Source organism: Chromobacterium sp. ATCC 53434 (assembly GCF_002848345.1).
Taxonomy (GTDB): Bacteria; Pseudomonadota; Gammaproteobacteria; order Burkholderiales; family Chromobacteriaceae; genus Chromobacterium.
Map to the genome: position 1 here is coordinate 3,072,948 of NZ_CP025429.1, position 16,074 is coordinate 3,089,021.

Consider the following 16,074-nt stretch of genomic DNA (forward strand, 5'->3'; position numbering starts at 1 on the left):
CCGCCGTCAGCCGCCCGCCGCGCGCAGGGCCAGCGCGGCGGCGAAACCCAGCAGCAGGACGCCGCAGCCGGCATCCAGCCAGCGACGGCCCCGCCCGCCCAGCCGGGACAGCAAGGCGCCGCCGCCGTGGGCCAGCGCCAGCCACCACGACGCGGAACCGCAGAACACCCCGGCGACAATGGCCAGCTGCTGCGCGCCGCTGGCCAGCAGGCCGCCGGACAGGCCGGCCGCCACCGCGGCGAAGGACAGGATGGTCATCGGATTGCTCAGGGTCAGCAACAGCGTGCCGGCATAGGCCTGCCACAAGCCGCTTCCGCCGTCGTCCGGGCGCGCCGGCGCCGCGGCCGGACGACGCAGCGTGGCGACGCCCATCCACGCCAGCAGCAGGCAGCCGGCCCAGCCCAGCGGCCGCGCCAGCTGACCGGCCAGATGCAGGACCGCATTGCCGCCGGCCACGCCCGCCAGGGCGAACAAGCCGTCGGCGCTGGCCGCGCCCAGTCCGGTGGCCAGGCCCAGCCGCGGCCCGCCGCGCAGCGTGCGGCTGATGCACAGCAAGCCTATCGGTCCCACCGGCGCCGCGATCGCCAAGCCTATCAAGGCCGCTTGCCAGAACATGGTTTCTCCTCCGTCGACGATGGCCATAGTGTGCCGCCGCACCGGGCCGATGCCCATGCGTTTTCTTCGGCCAGACGCTATGCTGACCTTCAAAACCAAAACCGAATGGCGAAAGGAGTTTACGAATGGAAGTGGACGCCAAGTCCTGGGCGATTCTGGCCGCGCTGCAGGCCAATGCCCGGCAGTCGCTGACGGAGCTGGCACAGTCCGTCGGGCTGTCGGTGCCGGCGGTGTCGGAACGGGTGCGGCGGCTGGAGGAGGCCGGCGTGATCCACGGCTACCACGCGCGCGTGGCGCCGCTGCGCGCCGGCTACGCGCTGTCGGCGCTGGTCGGCATCACCGTGCCGCAGCCGGACAAGAAGACGCTGCTCGCGCGGCTGGAGGCGATGCCGGAGGTGATGGAATGCCACCACGTCACCGGCGTCGACTCCTATATGTTCCGGCTGCTGGCGCGCGACGTCTCGCACCTGGAACTGCTGGTGGCGCAGCTGAACGATCTGGGCGAGACGCGCACGTCCATCATCCTGTCGACGCCGATCCAGGGGCGGCCGGTTCGGCCGCCCCGCTGAGCCGGTTTACAGATCCAGCGTCACCTGGTGGTGCAGCAGCCATTCGTTGACGCCCAGCGCCATCTCCAGGCCGGCGCGCTCCGGCGAGGTGCTGGTCTTGCCGAAGGGCTTGTCCAGCAGCTTCCAGGCCGCGGCCTTGTCCAGCAGCGGCAGCGCCGGCGACGAGGCGTCGTCCAGCACACGGCCGAGGCCGGCGCGCAGCGCCTGCTCGTAGGCCGGATCCTGGGTGGCCGGATACGGGCTCTTGACGCGCTGGACGATGGAGTCCGGCAGCACGTCGCGGCCGGCGGCGCGCAGCAGGCTCTTCTCGCGGCCGTCGAAGGTCTTCATGCTCCACGGCGCGTTGAACACGTATTCGACCAGCCGGTGGTCGCAGAACGGCACCCGGACCTCCAGCCCCACCGCCATGCTCATCCTGTCCTTGCGGTCCAGCAGGGCCTGGACGAAGCGGGTCAGGTGCATGTGGCTGATCTCGCGCATCCGCCGCTCGGTCGGGCTGTCCGACGCCAGCCTCGGCACATCGGCCAGCGCCTGCTCGTAGCTGTCGCGGCGGAAGCCCGCCATGTCCAGCTCGCCCAGCAGCTCCGGCGCGATCAGCGACTGGCCGTCGAAGAAGGCGCCGCTCTGGCCGGCCAGCCACGGGAAGGTGTCGGCCGCCACCGCGGCGGCGTCGTGGAACCAGCGGTAGCCGCCGAACACCTCGTCGGCCGATTCGCCGGACAGCGCCACCGTCGATTGCGCGCGTATCGCCTCGAACAGCTTGTACAGCGACGGCAGCATGTCGCCCCAGTAGGCCGGCGGCAGATCCTGCGCGCCCAGCACGGCGGCGCGCAGCGCCGGATCGGCCAGCTCGCGGCTTTCCAGCACGATCTCGCGGTGGTCGGTGCCGGCGAAGGCCGCCAGGTCGTGGACGAATGGCGCGTCAGGCGAGCCGCGCAGGTAGTCGGCCTCGAACTCCATGCCGTGCTTGACGAAGTCCACCGAGAACGAGCGCACCGTCCCCTTGCCCTGCCGCCGCATGCTCTTCGCCGCCAGCGCGGTGATCACCGACGAATCCAGGCCGCCGGACAGCAGCGTGCACAGCGGCACGTCGGCGATGATCTGGCGCTCGACGATGTCGTCCAGCAAGTCTCGCACGGTGCGTATCGTCTTCGGCAGGTCGTCGGCGTGCTCGCGCGCCTCCAGCTGCCAGTAGCGGTGCTTGCGCAGGCCGGCGCGGTCGACGGTGATGGTCTGGCCCGGACGCACCTCGCGCATGCCGGCGAAGACCGCCGCCTCCGGCGTCTTCACCAGGTCCAGCATCTCGCGCAGGCCGTCGGCGGATACCCGGCGCTGCGCCTCCGGATGCGCCAGTATCGCCTTCGGTTCGGAGCCGAACAGCACGCCGTCGGCGGTCTGGTAGTAGTACAGCGGCTTGACGCCCATGCGGTCGCGCACCAGCAGCAGCCGCTCGGCGCGCGCGTCCCAGACGGCGAAGGCGTACATGCCGTTGAGCCGGGCCGTCAGCGCCTCGCCCCATTGCAGATAGGCGCGCAGCACCACCTCGGTGTCGCTGCGGGTGCGGAAGGCGTGGCCCAGCCCCTCCAGCTCGCGGCGCAGTTCCTGGAAGTTGTACACCTCGCCGGTGTAGACCAGGCAGGCCAGCGTGCGGCCGTCCTCGTCGGCCAGCATCGGCTGCCGGCCGCCCTCCAGATCGATGATGGACAGGCGGCGGTGGCCCATCGCCGCGCGGCGATCCAGCCACAGGCCTTCGGCGTCCGGTCCGCGCTTCTCCATCGTGCGCGTCATCCGCTCCGCCACTTCACGGTAGCGGGTCAGGTCGCGCTCGAAACTCACCCATCCTGCGATTCCACACATCGTCGGCTCTCCTCTGTTGGATTCGTCCGCCGGCAGCCGTCGCGCCGCCCGCGTCTGCCGGCATTATCGGCGCGCGCGACAATATACAGAACGCATAGTCCTTGTTAGTCGGCGCATCGCGCCGCAACAACTGGTAATAAGAACGGGATGTTGACGTATTCCCGCGGCGGGACCGCCGCGGGACGATCAGCCGGCGTGGGCGCAGCTCTTGTCCGGCGCCTGGTAATGGCCGTCCGGCGCGATGGTCCGGGCCAGCGGCGAGTCCCAGGTCTGCCGGTGCAGCTCGGCGATGCGCCGGGCCATCGACTCGTTGCGCAGCACCACTTCCAGATTGCGCGACTTGTCCAGGTAGCCGCCGCTCCAGTTGCTGGTGCCGACCCAGGCGATCTTGCCGTCTATCGCCATGGTCTTGCTGTGTATCACCCTCGCGAACGGGATGCAGGCGCCGTCGCGCGGAATGGTCACCACCCTGACCGCCATCCCCGGCAAGACCGCCAGGCTTTTCAGGTAATCGACGCCGGGCGCTTCCAGATTCCAGTCGGACACCATCAGCTTGACCTTGACGCCGCGAACCAGCGCCGCGCGTATCGCGTTGTCGAACAGCGGGTAGTAGCTGCGCGGCTTGCCGAAGCTCAAGGGCGCGTAATCCAGCAGCTGGATGCGCACCTCGTCGCGCGCCTCGGCCATCAGCCTGGGCAGCGCGGTCTCGGAATCGCCGACGCCGTCCGGATTGTAGGCGTTGGGACTGGCCAGCAGCACCGCCGGCCGGCTCAGGTCTGCCGGCTGGACGGCATCGCGCAACGGCGCCGGCGGCAGGCCGGCGGCCACCCGGGCCTGCTCGGCCCAGTCCTGCTCGAAGATGGCCTGCATCCGGCCGGCCATCGCCGCGTCGTCTATCTTCAGCCCGGTTTCGTGGATGTGCTGCAGCGAGCGCCAGTCGAAGTTCTGGCTGCCGACATAGCCGGCGCGGCCGTCGACGACGATGAATTTGGCGTGGATGATGCCGTTGCCGGTCAGCTTGCTGTAGTCCAGCTGGCGGTATTCCAGATTGGGGATGCCCTTCAGCCGGTCTATCGTCTGCTGCCGGCTGGCGAACATGCCCTTCTTCTCCATCAGGAAGCGTATCTTGACGCCGCGCCGCCCGGCCGCCTCCAGCCTGGCGATGACCGGTTCCAGCCGGCTGCCCGGCTCGTCGGCGGCGTAGAACTGCTCCAGCACGATCTGGCGCTTGGCGGAGTCGAACAACTGGCTCCAGACGGCGGCCGGATCGCGCAGGTCCGGCGTGTCGAGGCCGGCGCGCTCGGGCGCGGTGTGCACCAGCTCGAAGCCGGGAATGGCGAAATCGGCGCGGGCCAGCGAGGCGGTCATCGTCAGGGCCAGCGGCCACCAGCGTTTCGACATGGCGGCATCCTTTGCAAAAGGCGCGATGATGACAGGTTCATGTTAAGCAAGTATGTAGCCGGCATGAAAAAGGCCGCCCGATGGGCGGCCCGGACAAGGACAAAATCCATCCATGGCCTTGATGCACGTTTTTTAGGCTTGGCTGGCAAGAAACCGCGTATCCGGCGCGCCCGGGTCCCTTCTAGCCTGCCGACGGGTGGCAGGCCCGAGGTCTTAAGCGGCTGCATGTTTGAGCCCCGCGACGTTAGCGCGGGGCGAGTTCAGCCGCGCCTCGGGCCTGACGGGGCCCGGCGGGAAGCCGAAGGCCAGGCTTGAGGGTGGCCTTTAGGGGTGGAGGGGATATTTGGCCAAGCAAATATCCCTTCCCTGCCCGCCGGGCAGCCCCGGCAATGAAAATCATCATCCGCGAAGCGGATGCAAAACCATGGGAAGCCTGAACAGGTTCTAGACCACCTTCAGCGCAGCGACAGCAGGGCCACGACCCGGTAGCGGCTGATGCCCAGCAGCGCCGGCACCAGTTGCTGCAGATGGCCGAAATCGGCGCTCTGGTTCAGCCTGGCGTTGAAATCGCCGACGAAGGCGCTGGCCCAGCTCTGCTCGTCGCTGCGCGACAGCTGGGAGATGGACCGCCTGGCCTCGGCGATGGCGCTGTCTATCGAGGCGCGCGTCTGCTGCAGCCGCGCGATCGAGCGCAGCACGTCCTGCAGCGCCAGCCTGACCTGGGCGTGGTCGTCGACCTGCCAGCGCGCGGCGTCCAGCGCCGGCGCCTCCGCCTCCAGCGCCAGCGGTTGCGGCACGCCGCCGGGGAAGCGCACGCCGCCGCCCCGCACCGTCAGGCCGCCCTGCAGCTGCGCCCAGTCCTTCTCGCCGCTGCTGAAGCCTAGCCTGCCGTGATCGTCCAGCTCGCAGCGCGCGCCGACCGGTCCCAGCGCCTGGTTCAAGCCGCGCAGTATCTGCTCGCGCGTCACGCCGTCGCCGACCCGCAGCGCGGTGGCGACGCCGCCGGCGGTGAAGCTCAGCGTCTCCGCCGGACCGGACGTCAGGCTGTCCAGGTCCAGGCCGCGCGCGGTGAAATTCTGCCTCGCCGGCGCGCCCAGCGTCAGCCGCAGCTGGCTGTCCAGACTGCCGGCGCTGTCGGCGCGGCGGCTCTGCCAGGCCTGTCCCAGCGCGTCGCGCTGCGCGGACAGGGAAGCGCCGTCGAGCCGGCGCTGGGTCAGCTGCCGGCTCAGATTATCCTTGAAGTCCTGCAACTGGCGCAGCATGTCGTCGACGAAGCCCTGCGCGCACTGGGCGGCGCTGAGCTGCTCGTTCAGCTGCGTGCTGTAGCGCCAGCCGGACGGGCCGGCCTGCGACGGCTGCGCGCCGGCCAGCGCGGCGCGGCCACCCGTCTGGGCGAAGGCGGCCGCCGGCGCGACGGCGGCGCCATCCTTGCGCCAGCGCGACTCGCCGCCGGCCGGATTGATGGAGCTGAAGGTGGTCGGCATCGGCCCCTCAGATCACATCGAACAGGGTCAGCTGGCTGACCTTGCCATAGGCCTGCTGACTGGTCTTCAGCGCCATCGTCAGATTATTCATCTCGATATAGGCGGTGCCGTAGTCCAGGCTGCCCAGTTCCAGAATGCTCTTCTGGTTGGCCAGGCTCAGGCTGTCGTGATTGGCGTCCAGCGTCTGCAACACGCTCTGGGCGCCGCCCAGCTCGGAAATGGTGCCGCTGACGCTGGAGAGCGCGCTGTCGACGCCGTCCATCACGCCGCGCACGGCGGCGCCGAGCGCCGGATCCCGGCTGTCCAGCGTCGGGCTTTGCAGCGTCGAGACGATCTTGTCCAGCTGGTTCAGCAGGTCGGCCATCGGTTGCAGCGTGACGTTGGACGGCTGGGTGACGCCCTCGCCTACCGTCACCAGCTGGCGGTCGGTGTTGCCGTTGAAGCGGTAGCGGCTGCCCGGCGGCTGGCTGGGGTCGGCGACGATGGTGGCGTTATTGTTGGCGCTGCCGGAAAACATGTAGCGCCCCTCGCTGTCCTTGGTGTTGGCGGCGAACAATATGCTGTCGCGCAGGCTGGCCAGCGGCGACGCCATCGCCTTCAGGTCCTCGGCCGGCGGCTGGTTGGCGGCCGCCACCAGGATGTCGCGCGCGTCGCGCAGATTGGCGCTGATGCCGTCGAGCAAGGCCTCGTTCTTCGACAGCTGCGACTTCAGCGCGCCGATATTGTCGCGGTACTGCGACAGCGAGGCTTCTTCGCGCTGCAGACGCAGCAGCCGCACGCTGGCGATCGGGTTTTCCGAGGCCGCCAGCATGCTCTTGCCGCTGGACATCTTCTGCAGCAGATCGGCCATGTCGGAACTGCTGTTCTGCATGGCCAGCATCACGACGGACTGGTACTGGTTGCTGGAGATACGCATGCTCGCTCGTCCTTACAGAATGGCCAGGGTGCTCTCGAACAGCTGGTTTGCCACCGAGATCACCTTCATATTGGCCTGGTACATCTTCTGGTATTCGATCAGGTTGACCGCCTCTTCGTCGCGGTTGACGCCGGAGGCGGACTGCCAGTTCTTGTCGGCCTCGGCCCGGATCACGTTGGCGGTGGACAGGCCTGCCTTGTTCTGCTGGCTGGAGATGGCCAGGTGGCCGATCATCTGCGAGTAGGCGTCGCCCAGCGTCACCTGGCCGACGCCGGCCAGGGGGAAGCTTTGCTGCTTGATCGCCAGGATCTGCCGCAGATTGTCGTTGTTGCCGGGCTTGGCCGGATCGGCCGAGAAGCCGAGGTCGGCGGCGGCGATGCCGGTGGTCTGCAACAGGCCGTGGGCGGCGCCGGGATCGTACTGGAACAGCGGCTTGCCCGGCAGGCCGTTCAGGTCGTAGCCCAGGGCCAGCTGCGCGTTGACGCGGTTGGCCAGCTCGCCGGCCAGCGCACGCACCTGGGACTGCACCGGCCGCAGATTATCGGTTTCGAACCGGTTCAGGCCGCCCAGCTGGCCGCCGAGATCGCCTGCCGGCATCACGTATTTTTCGGTGCCGAAGGCCAGCTTCAGCTGCTGGCTGCCGTCGGGCTGGGTCTCGCTGGACAAGGTGGCCGCGCCGTCGCCGATCACCAGCGGCAGGCCGTTCTTCAGCGATACAGACTTGCTGCCGTCCGGCTGCGCCATCACCCGCACCTCGACCAGCGACGACAGCTTGTCGATCTGGCGGTCGCGCTCGTCCTCGAGGCCCGAGGTGTTGACGCCCTGGGCCTTGGCCGAGATCAGCTTGTCGTTCAGCGCCGCCAGGTTGGCGGTGGCGCTGTTGATCTGGGTCAGCGTGGCGCCGCGCTGTTCGGCGATGGCCACCAGCTGCGAGCTCAATACCCCGTCCAGATTGTTGAAGCGCTGCGCCAGCGAGCCGGCCTCGCGCACCACCTGGTCGCGCATGGTGTTGGAATCCAGGCTGGCGGCGTTCAAGGCGGCGAAGAATTTGTCGAAGCCGGACGACAGGCTGCTGCCGTCGTTGCCCATCACCTGCTCCAGCTGGCTGAAATACGGCTGGGCCGCCGTCAGCGCGCCGACATTGGAACCGGCCTGCCACTGCAGCAGATTGCGATAGTCGTCGCTGAAGCGGCGCACGCTGGCGACGCTGACGCCATAGCCGGCGCTCAGCGGATCGCCGGCGCCCGGCGCCTGCGTCGCCAGCACCACGCCCTGGCGCGAGTAGCCGACCGTCTTCTGGTTGGCGATGTTCTGGCTGGCGGTATTGAGCGCGACCTGCGCGGCCTGGGCCCCGGTCAGCGCGTTGTCTATCATGCGCATTTAGCTGTCATCGCTTGGAAAGAGGGAACATCGGCGTGGCGAAGGCCGCCAGCCCCTGGCCGTCGCGGCGGCTCTTCTCCAGACTGGCGACCGCGCCGGCCGCGTCCTTAACGGTAATATTCCCGTCGGCCGGCAGCAGCTGGGTCAGTATCGCGTCGGCGATGCCGAACACATGCCGCCCGGCCAGCTGGTCGGCCAGCGCGCCGTCGGCGATCTCCAGCATGTCGGTGTTGATGGAGTGGGCGAAGATGCTGTCCTCGCCGGCCACCTCGCGCGTGGTCTTGCGCATCTGCTTGAACATCTCGCGCGCGAACTGGGCCTCGAACAGCTCGGCCGCCTTCTGCGCCTGCTTGCGGTATTCCGGATTGGCCGGCGCCACCGCGCCGTCGCCGCCGGCGTCCGGCGCCGGGTTCTGCAAATCGTTGTTCAGCATCAGATCACCACCAGTTCGCCGTCTATCGCGCCGGCCTGATCCAGCGCCTGCAATATCGCCATCACGTCGTCCGGCGTCGCGCCGGTGCGGTTGACCGTGTCTATGATGGCGCGCAGGCTGGCGCCGGCCGGCCACTTGAACATCCGCCCGCGGCCCTGCTCGACCTGGACGTTGGAATCGGGCACCACCTTGGTCTCGCCGTTGCTGAACGGACCGGGCTGGCTGACCTGGGACGATTCGGAAATCACCACGCGCAGGCTGCCGTGCGACACCGCCGCAGGACGCACGGTGACGCCCTCGCTGATCACCACGGTGCCGGTGCGCGAATTGAACACCACGCGCGGAATCTCGGCGCCGACATTGACGTTCAAGCGCTCCAGCCGCGCGACGAAGGCCACGCGCTCGGTCGGGTCCGACGGCGCCCTGACCTCGATGGCGGTGGCGTTGCGGGTGGTGGCGATCTTGCCGTAGCTCTGGTTGATCGCGCGGACGATGTTGGTGGCGGTCTCGAAATTGGGCCGGCGCAGGCTGAGCCGCACCGAATCGCCCTGCTCGAAGTCGCTGGGAATCTCGCGCTCTATGCTGGCGCCGTTCGGGATGCGGCCGGCCGTCGGCGTGTTGACGGTGACGCTGGAGCCGCTCTTGCCCTGGGCCGACAAGCCGCCTATCACCACGCTGCCCTGGGCCAGCGCGTAGATCTCGCCGTTGGCCGCCTTCAGCTGGGTCAGCAGCAGCGTGCCGCCGCGCAGGCTCTTGGCGTCGCCGAGCGAGGACACGGTCACGTCTATGGTCTGGCCGCGGCTGTAGCCGGGCGGCAGGCTGGCGCTGACCATCACCGCCGCGACGTTCTTGACGCGGGTGTCGGTCTTCTCCGGCATCTTCAGGCCGAACTGCTTCAGCATATTGGCGACGGACTGGCCGGAGAACTTCACCTGCGAGTTGTCGCCGGTGCCGTCCAGGCCGACGACGATGCCGTAGCCTATCAGCTGGTTGTCTCGTATGCCTTCGACGTTGACCAGCTGCCGCAGCGGCTGGGCGGCCGCCGCCAGCGAAAAGACCGCCAGGCAGCCGGCGGTCAGGACTTGCAGAAATCTCAATCTCATGGGGGCCCTAAAACGGCATCAGCGGGCTGGCGAAGAACTTCATCAGCCAGCCGGGATTGTTGGCGTCGGCCAGCGCGCCGCTGCCGGAATAGCCGATGCGGGCGTTGGCGATGCGCAGCGACGACACGCGGTTGTCGGTGTCGATGTCCTCTATCCTCACATAGCCGGCCAGCTTCAGCGTCTCCTCGCCCTGGTTCAACGCCAGTTGCTTCTCGCCCTGCACCTGCAACAGGCCGTTGGCCAGCACCTTGTGCACCACCACCGTCAGCGAGCCGGCCAACGCGTTCTGCTGCGTGGAGGTGGACGAGCCGTTGAAGTCGCGGTTGGCGTCTATGCCGACCTGGGCGTTGAAGGTGGTATTGCCGATCAGCGACGGGCCTATCTTGGCGCCGGACTTCTTGCCGAAGCTGGTGCCGGCCTGCTTGCTGGCCTGCGTGGTCTCTTCCAGCACCACGGTCAGCACGTCGCCGGGACGGAAGGCGCGGTTGTCCGAGGTCAGCGACAGCGTGCCACCGGCGGTGAACACGCCGCCGCCGCGCGGCGCCTCGACCTGCTGCCGCATCAGTTCGGGCAGCGGATCCGGCGCCGGCGGCGCCGGTTGGAACTGGGCGCAGCCGGACAGCAGCAGCGCCGGCAGCAGCAGTCGGCCTATGCTCATCGTACCGACTGGCCCAGCTGCTGCAGCATATTGTCGGCGGCCGACAACACCTTGGTGTTCATCTCGTAGGTGCGCTGGGCGGCGATCATGTCCACCATTTCCTCGACCACCTGGACATTGGAGCCTTCCAGGCTGCCCTGCTTCAGCTTGCCCAGCGCGTCGCTGCCGGGATTGCCGGTGGCCGGGTTGCCGCTGGCGGCGGTCTCCTGGAACAGGTTGTCGCCGAGCGCCAGCAGGCCGGTCGGGTTGACGAAGTTGGCCAGCGTGATCTGGCCGACGTCGGTCGGCGCGCCGGAGCCGCCCTCGGTCACCGACACCACGCCGGTCTCGCTGATCGACACCTTGGTGGCGGTGGCCGGAATCTTCACCTCCGGCTCCAGCGGCAGGCCCTGGGCGTTGACCAGCAGGCCGTCTGCGTTCAGCTGCAGCTGACCGGCGCGGGTGTAGCCGGTGTCGCCGTTGCTCATCTTCACCTGCAGAAAGCCCTGGCCGACGATGGCCAGGTCCAGCGACTGGTTGGTCGTGGAGATATTGCCCTCGGTGAACACCTTCTGGCTGCCGACCAGGCGGGTGCCGTTGCCCAGCTGCACGCCGGACGGCGACACATTGTTGTCGTCGACCTTGCTGCCGGGCTGCTTGTCCACCTGGTAGAACAGGTCTTCGAACACCATGCGGTCGCGCTTGAAGCCGGTGGTGTTGACGTTGGCCAGGTTGTTGGCGATGGCGGTCAGGCGCGCGTCCTGCGCCTGTATGCCGGTCTTGCTGATCCACAATGCCGGATTCATCGAATTCTCCTAATCGCGTTCAGCCGCGCACCAGGCGGTTGCCCGCCTCGTTCATGTCGCTGGCGGCGTTGAACAGCTTCATCTGCATTTCGAAATTGCGGTTGAGCGTCATGGTGGCGACCATCTCCTCCACCGCCGACACATTGCTGCGCTCCAGGTGGCCGCTCTGCACTTTGACGCTGTCGTCGGCCGGCAGCGGCCCGCCCTGGCGCGGCACGATCAGGCCATCGGCGCTCTTGCCGATCTCGCGCGGGTCCGGCTTGACCAGCTTCAGCTTGTCCACCGGCTGCATCTCGGTATTGCCCGGATTGAGCACCGACACGGTGCCGTCGGCGGCGACCGCCGCCTTCAGATAGCCTTCCGGCAGCCGGATGGCGCCGCCGTCGCCCAAGACCGGGTGGCCGTTGATGCTCAGCGTGCCGTCGGCGCCCGTCGTCATCGCGCCGGCGCGGGTGTAGGCCTCGCCGCCGTCCGGCGCGGCGATGGCGATGAAGCCGTCGCCCTGCAGCGCGACGTCGAGATCGCGGCCGGTCTCCACCACGGTGCCGCCGCGGACGTCCAGCGCGGTGTCGGCGTTCTTGCTCAGCAGCCGCGCGTCGTAGCCGTAACCGGGCACCGCCTGGCTGATCGCCGTGTCGATGTCGGCGCGGAAGCCGCCGGTCTCGGCGTTGGCCAGGTTGTTGGCGTGGATCTGCTGCGCCTTCAGCATCCGGTCGGCGCCGCTCATCGCGGTGTAGATCAGCGCGTCCATCGCCTTACACCGCCTGCATCAGCGCCTGCATCACCTGGTTCTCGGTCGAGATCACCTTGGTGTTGGCCTGGTAGTTGCGTTGCGCGGTCATCAACGTCACCAGCTCGGAGGTGACGTCGACATTGGACTGTTCCAGCGAGCTGGTGGCCAGCTTGCCGGCCATATTGCTGCCGGCCACCGACAGCAGCGCCGCGCCGGAGCCGGTCGACTCCTGCCAGCTGGTCTGCGAGGCGGCGCTCAGCGCGCCCTCGTTGGCGAAGTTGGCGATGGCCAGCTGAGCGACCACCTGCTTCTGGTCGTTGCTGTAGCTGACGATGACTTCGCCGTTCTCGCCCAGGCTGACGCCGGTGCGCGCGCCCGGCGGGTAGCCGTTGCTGGCGTTGCGGCTGGTGCTCGGCTCGCCGGCGAACTGAGTGGTGCCACTGTAGTCCAGCGCCAGCTTCAGCGGCGAGGCGCCGGCCGGCGTGCCCAGATCCAGCGCCACCGTCGTCGTCGGCGAGGTCAGCTTGCCGTTGGTGTCGAACTTCAGATCGGTGGTGGTGGCCAGCGTCTGACCGTCCAGCACGTAGTGCACGGTGACGGTGCTGTCGGCGCTCTTGCAGAAGTACTGCATCAGGTTGTGCTTGTTGCCCAGCGAATCGAACACCGGCGACATATTGGAGTGGTTGAAGCTCTGGCTGGTGCCCTTGTCGAACGGAATGGTCTGCACCGCCCAGCCGGCCGACATATTGCCGGTGTACTGCAGCGAGTCGCTGGGCTTGGCCGGGATGTTGCCGGTCGGAATCTGGATGTCGCCCAGCGCGCCCTGCCCGCCGGTGTCGGACTTGGCGTAGCCCTGGATACGGCCGCTGTAGCCGTCGACCAGATAGCCGTCCTTGTCGGTGTTGAAGATGCCGACGCGGCTATAGGTCATCGCGCCGGCGACGCTCTTGGACACGAAGAAGCCGCGGCCGTCGATGGCGGCGTCCAGCGCCCGGCCGGTGTTGACCAGGCCGCCGTTGCGGCCGATGTTCTGGCTATTGCCGTTGGCGTTGACGCCCATCACCTGGCTGCCGGCGTAAGCGGAGGCGAAAGTCACCCGGCCGGACTTGAAGCCGTAGGTGGCGGAGTTGGCGATGTTGTCGCTGATGCTGCCCAACTGATTGTTGACGGCGTTGATGCCGGACAGCGCAATTTCGAAACTCATGGGAATCTCCGATACGGGGGCTTATGCGGTGGCGGCGGACTTGGCCAACAGCGCGGACACGGAAGAAGCGGGAAAATCGCCGAGACCGGCCAGCGTCAGCACCGGCTCGCCGCCGTTGACCGGCAGGCGTACGCCGTTGACCTCGGCCTTCATCTCCAACAGGCCGCTCTTGCCCGACGCGGTGGCGAGTTCGAGCTGGTAGTCGCCGGCGTTCAGGCCGTAGTCCGCCAGATTGATCTTGAAATCGCTGGCGCCGGCGGCGCGCTTGCCCAGATCGATGCGGGTGCGCTTGCCGGCGGCGTCGGTCAGGATCAGCGTCGAGGCATCCTCGGCGCCGGACAGCGTCACGCGGCCGGTCAGCGCGGCCTGGCCGTCGCTGCGGATGCGGTCGGTCTGCACCAGCACCGGCTTGCCCACCTGGGCGCCCAGCGCCACGCCCTGCAGCTCGCGCATCATCGCGCCCTGGCTCTGCAGCTGCTTGACCATGTCCTGGCTGCTCTGCACCTGGCTCATCTGCGCCAGCTGGCTGACGAACTGCGACGGGTCGGCCGGGTCCAGCGGGCTCTGGTTGCGTATCTGCGCCAGCAGCAGCGTCATGAACATATCGTTGCCGCTGCCGCCGGCCGCCGGCGCCACGGCCGACGAACCGGACGGCTGGCCGCCAGAGGAAAGCTGGCGCGACTGCGCCTGGTCCACGCTCATGCGTTGTCTCCGAGTTTCAGCAGGTCCTGCTGCATGGTCTTGACCCGCGCCATCACTTCGACGTTGGTCTGAAAGGCGCGGCTGGCGGACAGCATGTCGGTCATCTCCTCCACCGCGTTGACGTTGCTGTAGAAGACGTTGCCGTCGGCGTCGGCCAGCGGATTGCCCGGCTCGTGCGCCTTGCGCACCGGCTCCTGGTTCTGCACCACGTCCAGCACCTGCACGCCCATGCCCTCGCCCTGCAGCTGGGCGCGGAACACCGGCTTGCGGCCGCGGTAGGCGGACTGCTCGGCGCCGGCGGCGGTGTCGGCGTTGGCCAGATTGCTGGCCACGGTGTTCAGGCGCACCGTCTGCGCGTTCATCGCCGATCCGGCGATGCGAGAAATATCGCGGAATGACATCGCTTATTGCCCCGCAATGACTTTGGCCAGCCCGTGCAGCTTCATATTGATGAAGGTGAGGCTGGTCTGGAATTCGGAAACATTCTGGGAAAACTCGGCCTGCTCGACGCCCAGCTCGACGGTGTTGCCGTCTCGCGAAGGGTGGTTGGGCAGCCGGTATTGCAGATCGCCGCCGCCGTCGTCGAACGCCAACGGCGAGTCGGCGGCCGCCGATGACAGCGCCGCCTTGAAATCGATATCTCGCGCCTGATAACCCGGGGTGTTCTCGTTGGCGATATTGGACGCCAGCACCCGGGTTCGCTCCGCCCGCAGCTTCAATGCCTCGGGATGGATGCTCAGGGCCTTGTCCAGATGCATGCCCATTGCCTTGACCCTATCAGTTCACTACCATGCACGGGCTATTTGTTGGGAATAGCCCATTTATTGAAAAGCGATACTAATAAGCGTACCCGACACCGTATAGGCAACAATTACCACGCGATCCCCGATGGCAAAATTCACGATTTTCTCGCTGACCGCGGCGCTGGCCGCCCTGCCGGCCCCGGCCGCCCACGCCGCCCACGCCGCCCCCGCCCAGAGCGCCGACGCCGCGGTGAGCCGCGCCGCCGAGCAGCTGATACGGCAGCGGCTGAACGAAGCCGGGCTGGCCCAGGCCGACATCAAGCTGCAACTGCTGCCGCCGCGCAGCCTGCCGGCCTGCGCCGCGCCGTGGCGGACCGACGCCGCCGACAGTCGGGCCTTCAGCCGCATGCGCTTCGACGTTTCCTGCCCCGCCGACGGCTGGCGCGGCAGCTTCATCGTCCGCGCCGCCGTGACCGCCCAGGCGGCGGTGGCCGCGCGCAATCTGCGCGCCGGCGAAGTGCTGGGGCAGGAGGACATAGCCTGGGAGGCGCGGCCGGTGGCCGAGCCTGCCGATCTGTTCGGCCAGGCCTCGCCGCCGCTGGGCCTGGCGCCTCGCACGACGGTCGCCGCCGGCCAGCCGCTGCGCCGCCGCCAGCTGCAGGCGCCGCTGCTGGTCAAACGCGGCGCCGAGGTGCGCATCGTCGCCCGCCAGGACGGCATCGAGGTCAGCGCCGCCGGCGAGGCGCTGGCCGACGGCCGCCAGGGCGAAACGATACGGGTGCGCAACCTGGCCAGCGGCAAGACGATACGCGGCCGGGTCGGCGCCGACGGCGTGATCGACCCGCTGGACTGAGCGGACGGCCACGTCCTTTGGAACAGGCCGCGACGGACCGCTCGCGGCCCTTTCCGGCCGATGGTGTATACCTCCAGCAGGCATCCCGCCGATGGAGAACGCGATGAGAAAGACGCTGATCGCCGCGCTGGCGCTGCTGCCGGCGCTGGTCCAGGCCGCGCCCGCCGCCTCGGCGCCGCACGGCCATGACCCGGCCCGCTTCAACGAAGTGAAGGCCAGACAACTGCAACTGCTGTCGCAGCACATCCAGATCCTGCAGACCGCCCAGGGCTGCGTGCAGGCGGCGCAAAACCCGCAGGCGCTGAAGAGCTGCCGCGAGGCCCAGCGCCAGCAGATGGAGGCGCTGCGGCCGGAGCACTAGCCGGCGGCCTCCCTCCATCGCCCGCGCCCCGGCCCAAGCCGGGCCGCGGGCGACAACCCGCTTGATCGCAGAACCTCCCGCCGCCACGCAATATCCCGCCGATGGAATTAGCTAAGCGGAAACTTTCATTTCACATATCCGTTTCGCATCGATACATTCTTCACACCGAATTATGTATTTTGTATCCAGAAACAATGCCCACCGCCTCCCTCCTCTTCCGCTGTCGCCGCCCGTCCGGCTGACCGCGCGGTCCGTCCGACGGGCCCACCCGCATTCC

Annotated in this window: 18 protein-coding genes; 3 read left to right on the forward strand and 15 right to left on the reverse strand. The window is 68.2% G+C overall.

Annotated elements, in window-relative coordinates:
- Positions 1-6 precede the first annotated feature (6 nt).
- Complete coding sequence (locus CXB49_RS13790; protein ID WP_101710714.1) at positions 7-615, reverse strand: LysE family translocator; 609 nt, start codon at positions 613-615, stop codon at positions 7-9.
- A gap of 125 nt (positions 616-740) precedes the next feature.
- On the opposite strand from CXB49_RS13790, the gene CXB49_RS13795 reads away from it, so the two are divergent.
- Positions 741-1,184, forward strand: coding sequence for an Lrp/AsnC family transcriptional regulator (locus CXB49_RS13795; RefSeq protein WP_101708940.1), 444 nt, complete (start codon positions 741-743; stop codon positions 1,182-1,184).
- 6 nt (positions 1,185-1,190) lie between these two features.
- Here the strand turns inward: CXB49_RS13795 and asnB are convergent, their stop codons facing one another.
- From asnB to flgB, 14 genes are all read right to left on the reverse strand, one after another.
- The gene (gene asnB, locus CXB49_RS13800) at positions 1,191-3,041 is read right to left on the reverse strand and encodes an asparagine synthase (glutamine-hydrolyzing) (protein ID WP_101708941.1); all 1,851 of its coding nucleotides are present in this window, start codon (positions 3,039-3,041) and stop codon (positions 1,191-1,193) included.
- A gap of 186 nt (positions 3,042-3,227) precedes the next feature.
- Complete coding sequence (locus CXB49_RS13805; RefSeq protein ID WP_101708942.1) at positions 3,228-4,442, reverse strand: phospholipase D-like domain-containing protein; 1,215 nt, start codon at positions 4,440-4,442, stop codon at positions 3,228-3,230.
- Positions 4,443-4,897: 455 nt separating this feature from the next.
- A complete protein-coding gene (locus tag CXB49_RS13810) occupies positions 4,898-5,926 on the reverse strand; it encodes a hypothetical protein (RefSeq protein WP_101708943.1) in 1,029 nt (342 codons plus the stop codon).
- Between the two features lie 7 nt (positions 5,927-5,933).
- Positions 5,934-6,842: a flagellar hook-associated protein FlgL gene (gene flgL / locus CXB49_RS13815; protein ID WP_101708944.1), complete on the reverse strand. Its 909-nt coding sequence runs from the start codon at positions 6,840-6,842 to the stop codon at positions 5,934-5,936.
- Positions 6,843-6,854: 12 nt separating this feature from the next.
- Positions 6,855-8,222 carry a flagellar hook-associated protein FlgK gene (flgK, locus tag CXB49_RS13820; RefSeq protein WP_101708945.1) on the reverse strand — a complete coding sequence of 456 codons (1,368 nt, stop codon included), beginning with the start codon at positions 8,220-8,222 and terminating at the stop codon, positions 6,855-6,857.
- A gap of 7 nt (positions 8,223-8,229) precedes the next feature.
- Positions 8,230-8,655, reverse strand: coding sequence for a flagellar biosynthesis protein FlgJ (locus CXB49_RS13825; protein ID WP_101708946.1), 426 nt, complete (start codon positions 8,653-8,655; stop codon positions 8,230-8,232).
- Positions 8,655-9,758, reverse strand: coding sequence for a flagellar basal body P-ring protein FlgI (locus tag CXB49_RS13830; RefSeq protein ID WP_101708947.1), 1,104 nt, complete (start codon positions 9,756-9,758; stop codon positions 8,655-8,657). The genes CXB49_RS13825 and CXB49_RS13830 overlap by 1 nt, the downstream gene beginning before the upstream one ends.
- Before the next feature lie 7 nt (positions 9,759-9,765).
- A complete protein-coding gene (gene flgH / locus CXB49_RS13835) occupies positions 9,766-10,416 on the reverse strand; it encodes a flagellar basal body L-ring protein FlgH (RefSeq protein ID WP_101708948.1) in 651 nt (216 codons plus the stop codon).
- Entirely contained in the window at positions 10,413-11,201 is a 789-nt protein-coding gene (gene flgG / locus CXB49_RS13840; protein ID WP_101708949.1) for a flagellar basal-body rod protein FlgG, read from the reverse strand. The genes flgH and flgG overlap by 4 nt, the downstream gene beginning before the upstream one ends.
- A gap of 19 nt (positions 11,202-11,220) precedes the next feature.
- Positions 11,221-11,952: a flagellar basal body rod protein FlgF gene (locus CXB49_RS13845; RefSeq protein ID WP_101708950.1), complete on the reverse strand. Its 732-nt coding sequence runs from the start codon at positions 11,950-11,952 to the stop codon at positions 11,221-11,223.
- Positions 11,953-11,956: 4 nt separating this feature from the next.
- Complete coding sequence (locus tag CXB49_RS13850) at positions 11,957-13,138, reverse strand: flagellar hook protein FlgE (protein WP_101708951.1); 1,182 nt, start codon at positions 13,136-13,138, stop codon at positions 11,957-11,959.
- Positions 13,139-13,159: 21 nt separating this feature from the next.
- On the reverse strand, positions 13,160-13,840 hold the full coding sequence (locus tag CXB49_RS13855; protein WP_101708952.1) for a flagellar hook capping FlgD N-terminal domain-containing protein: 681 nt from the start codon (positions 13,838-13,840) through the stop codon (positions 13,160-13,162).
- Positions 13,837-14,241 (reverse strand): flagellar basal body rod protein FlgC, encoded by a 405-nt coding sequence (gene flgC, locus CXB49_RS13860; RefSeq protein WP_101708953.1) that lies wholly within the window; start codon positions 14,239-14,241, stop codon positions 13,837-13,839. Before flgC ends, CXB49_RS13855 begins: the two co-directional genes overlap by 4 nt.
- A 3-nt stretch (positions 14,242-14,244) precedes the next feature.
- Positions 14,245-14,598: a flagellar basal body rod protein FlgB gene (gene flgB / locus CXB49_RS13865; RefSeq protein WP_304441825.1), complete on the reverse strand. Its 354-nt coding sequence runs from the start codon at positions 14,596-14,598 to the stop codon at positions 14,245-14,247.
- A 130-nt stretch (positions 14,599-14,728) separates the two neighbouring features.
- On the opposite strand from flgB, the gene flgA reads away from it, so the two are divergent.
- Positions 14,729-15,436, forward strand: coding sequence for a flagellar basal body P-ring formation chaperone FlgA (gene flgA, locus CXB49_RS13870; protein ID WP_101708955.1), 708 nt, complete (start codon positions 14,729-14,731; stop codon positions 15,434-15,436).
- A gap of 103 nt (positions 15,437-15,539) precedes the next feature.
- The gene (locus CXB49_RS13875) at positions 15,540-15,797 is read left to right on the forward strand and encodes a hypothetical protein (RefSeq protein ID WP_158300860.1); all 258 of its coding nucleotides are present in this window, start codon (positions 15,540-15,542) and stop codon (positions 15,795-15,797) included.
- Positions 15,798-16,074: the final 277 nt, after the last annotated feature.

Bases quoted from the DNA above. Each gene is read 5' to 3' on its own strand.
- CXB49_RS13790 (WP_101710714.1), bottom strand. From the start codon at position 615: ATGTTCTGGCAAGCGGCCTTGATAGGCTTGGCGATCGCGGCGCCGGTG.
- CXB49_RS13795 (WP_101708940.1), top strand. From the start codon at position 741: ATGGAAGTGGACGCCAAGTCCTGGGCGATTCTGGCCGCGCTGCAGGCC.
- asnB (WP_101708941.1), bottom strand. From the start codon at position 3,041: ATGTGTGGAATCGCAGGATGGGTGAGTTTCGAGCGCGACCTGACCCGC.
- CXB49_RS13805 (WP_101708942.1), bottom strand. From the start codon at position 4,442: ATGTCGAAACGCTGGTGGCCGCTGGCCCTGACGATGACCGCCTCGCTG.
- CXB49_RS13810 (WP_101708943.1), bottom strand. From the start codon at position 5,926: ATGCCGACCACCTTCAGCTCCATCAATCCGGCCGGCGGCGAGTCGCGC.
- flgL (WP_101708944.1), bottom strand. From the start codon at position 6,842: ATGCGTATCTCCAGCAACCAGTACCAGTCCGTCGTGATGCTGGCCATG.
- flgK (WP_101708945.1), bottom strand. From the start codon at position 8,222: ATGCGCATGATAGACAACGCGCTGACCGGGGCCCAGGCCGCGCAGGTC.
- CXB49_RS13825 (WP_101708946.1), bottom strand. From the start codon at position 8,655: ATGCTGAACAACGATTTGCAGAACCCGGCGCCGGACGCCGGCGGCGAC.
- CXB49_RS13830 (WP_101708947.1), bottom strand. From the start codon at position 9,758: ATGAGATTGAGATTTCTGCAAGTCCTGACCGCCGGCTGCCTGGCGGTC.
- flgH (WP_101708948.1), bottom strand. From the start codon at position 10,416: ATGAGCATAGGCCGACTGCTGCTGCCGGCGCTGCTGCTGTCCGGCTGC.
- flgG (WP_101708949.1), bottom strand. From the start codon at position 11,201: ATGAATCCGGCATTGTGGATCAGCAAGACCGGCATACAGGCGCAGGAC.
- CXB49_RS13845 (WP_101708950.1), bottom strand. From the start codon at position 11,952: ATGGACGCGCTGATCTACACCGCGATGAGCGGCGCCGACCGGATGCTG.
- CXB49_RS13850 (WP_101708951.1), bottom strand. From the start codon at position 13,138: ATGAGTTTCGAAATTGCGCTGTCCGGCATCAACGCCGTCAACAATCAG.
- CXB49_RS13855 (WP_101708952.1), bottom strand. From the start codon at position 13,840: ATGAGCGTGGACCAGGCGCAGTCGCGCCAGCTTTCCTCTGGCGGCCAG.
- flgC (WP_101708953.1), bottom strand. From the start codon at position 14,241: ATGTCATTCCGCGATATTTCTCGCATCGCCGGATCGGCGATGAACGCG.
- flgB (WP_304441825.1), bottom strand. From the start codon at position 14,598: ATGCATCTGGACAAGGCCCTGAGCATCCATCCCGAGGCATTGAAGCTG.
- flgA (WP_101708955.1), top strand. From the start codon at position 14,729: ATGGCAAAATTCACGATTTTCTCGCTGACCGCGGCGCTGGCCGCCCTG.
- CXB49_RS13875 (WP_158300860.1), top strand. From the start codon at position 15,540: ATGAGAAAGACGCTGATCGCCGCGCTGGCGCTGCTGCCGGCGCTGGTC.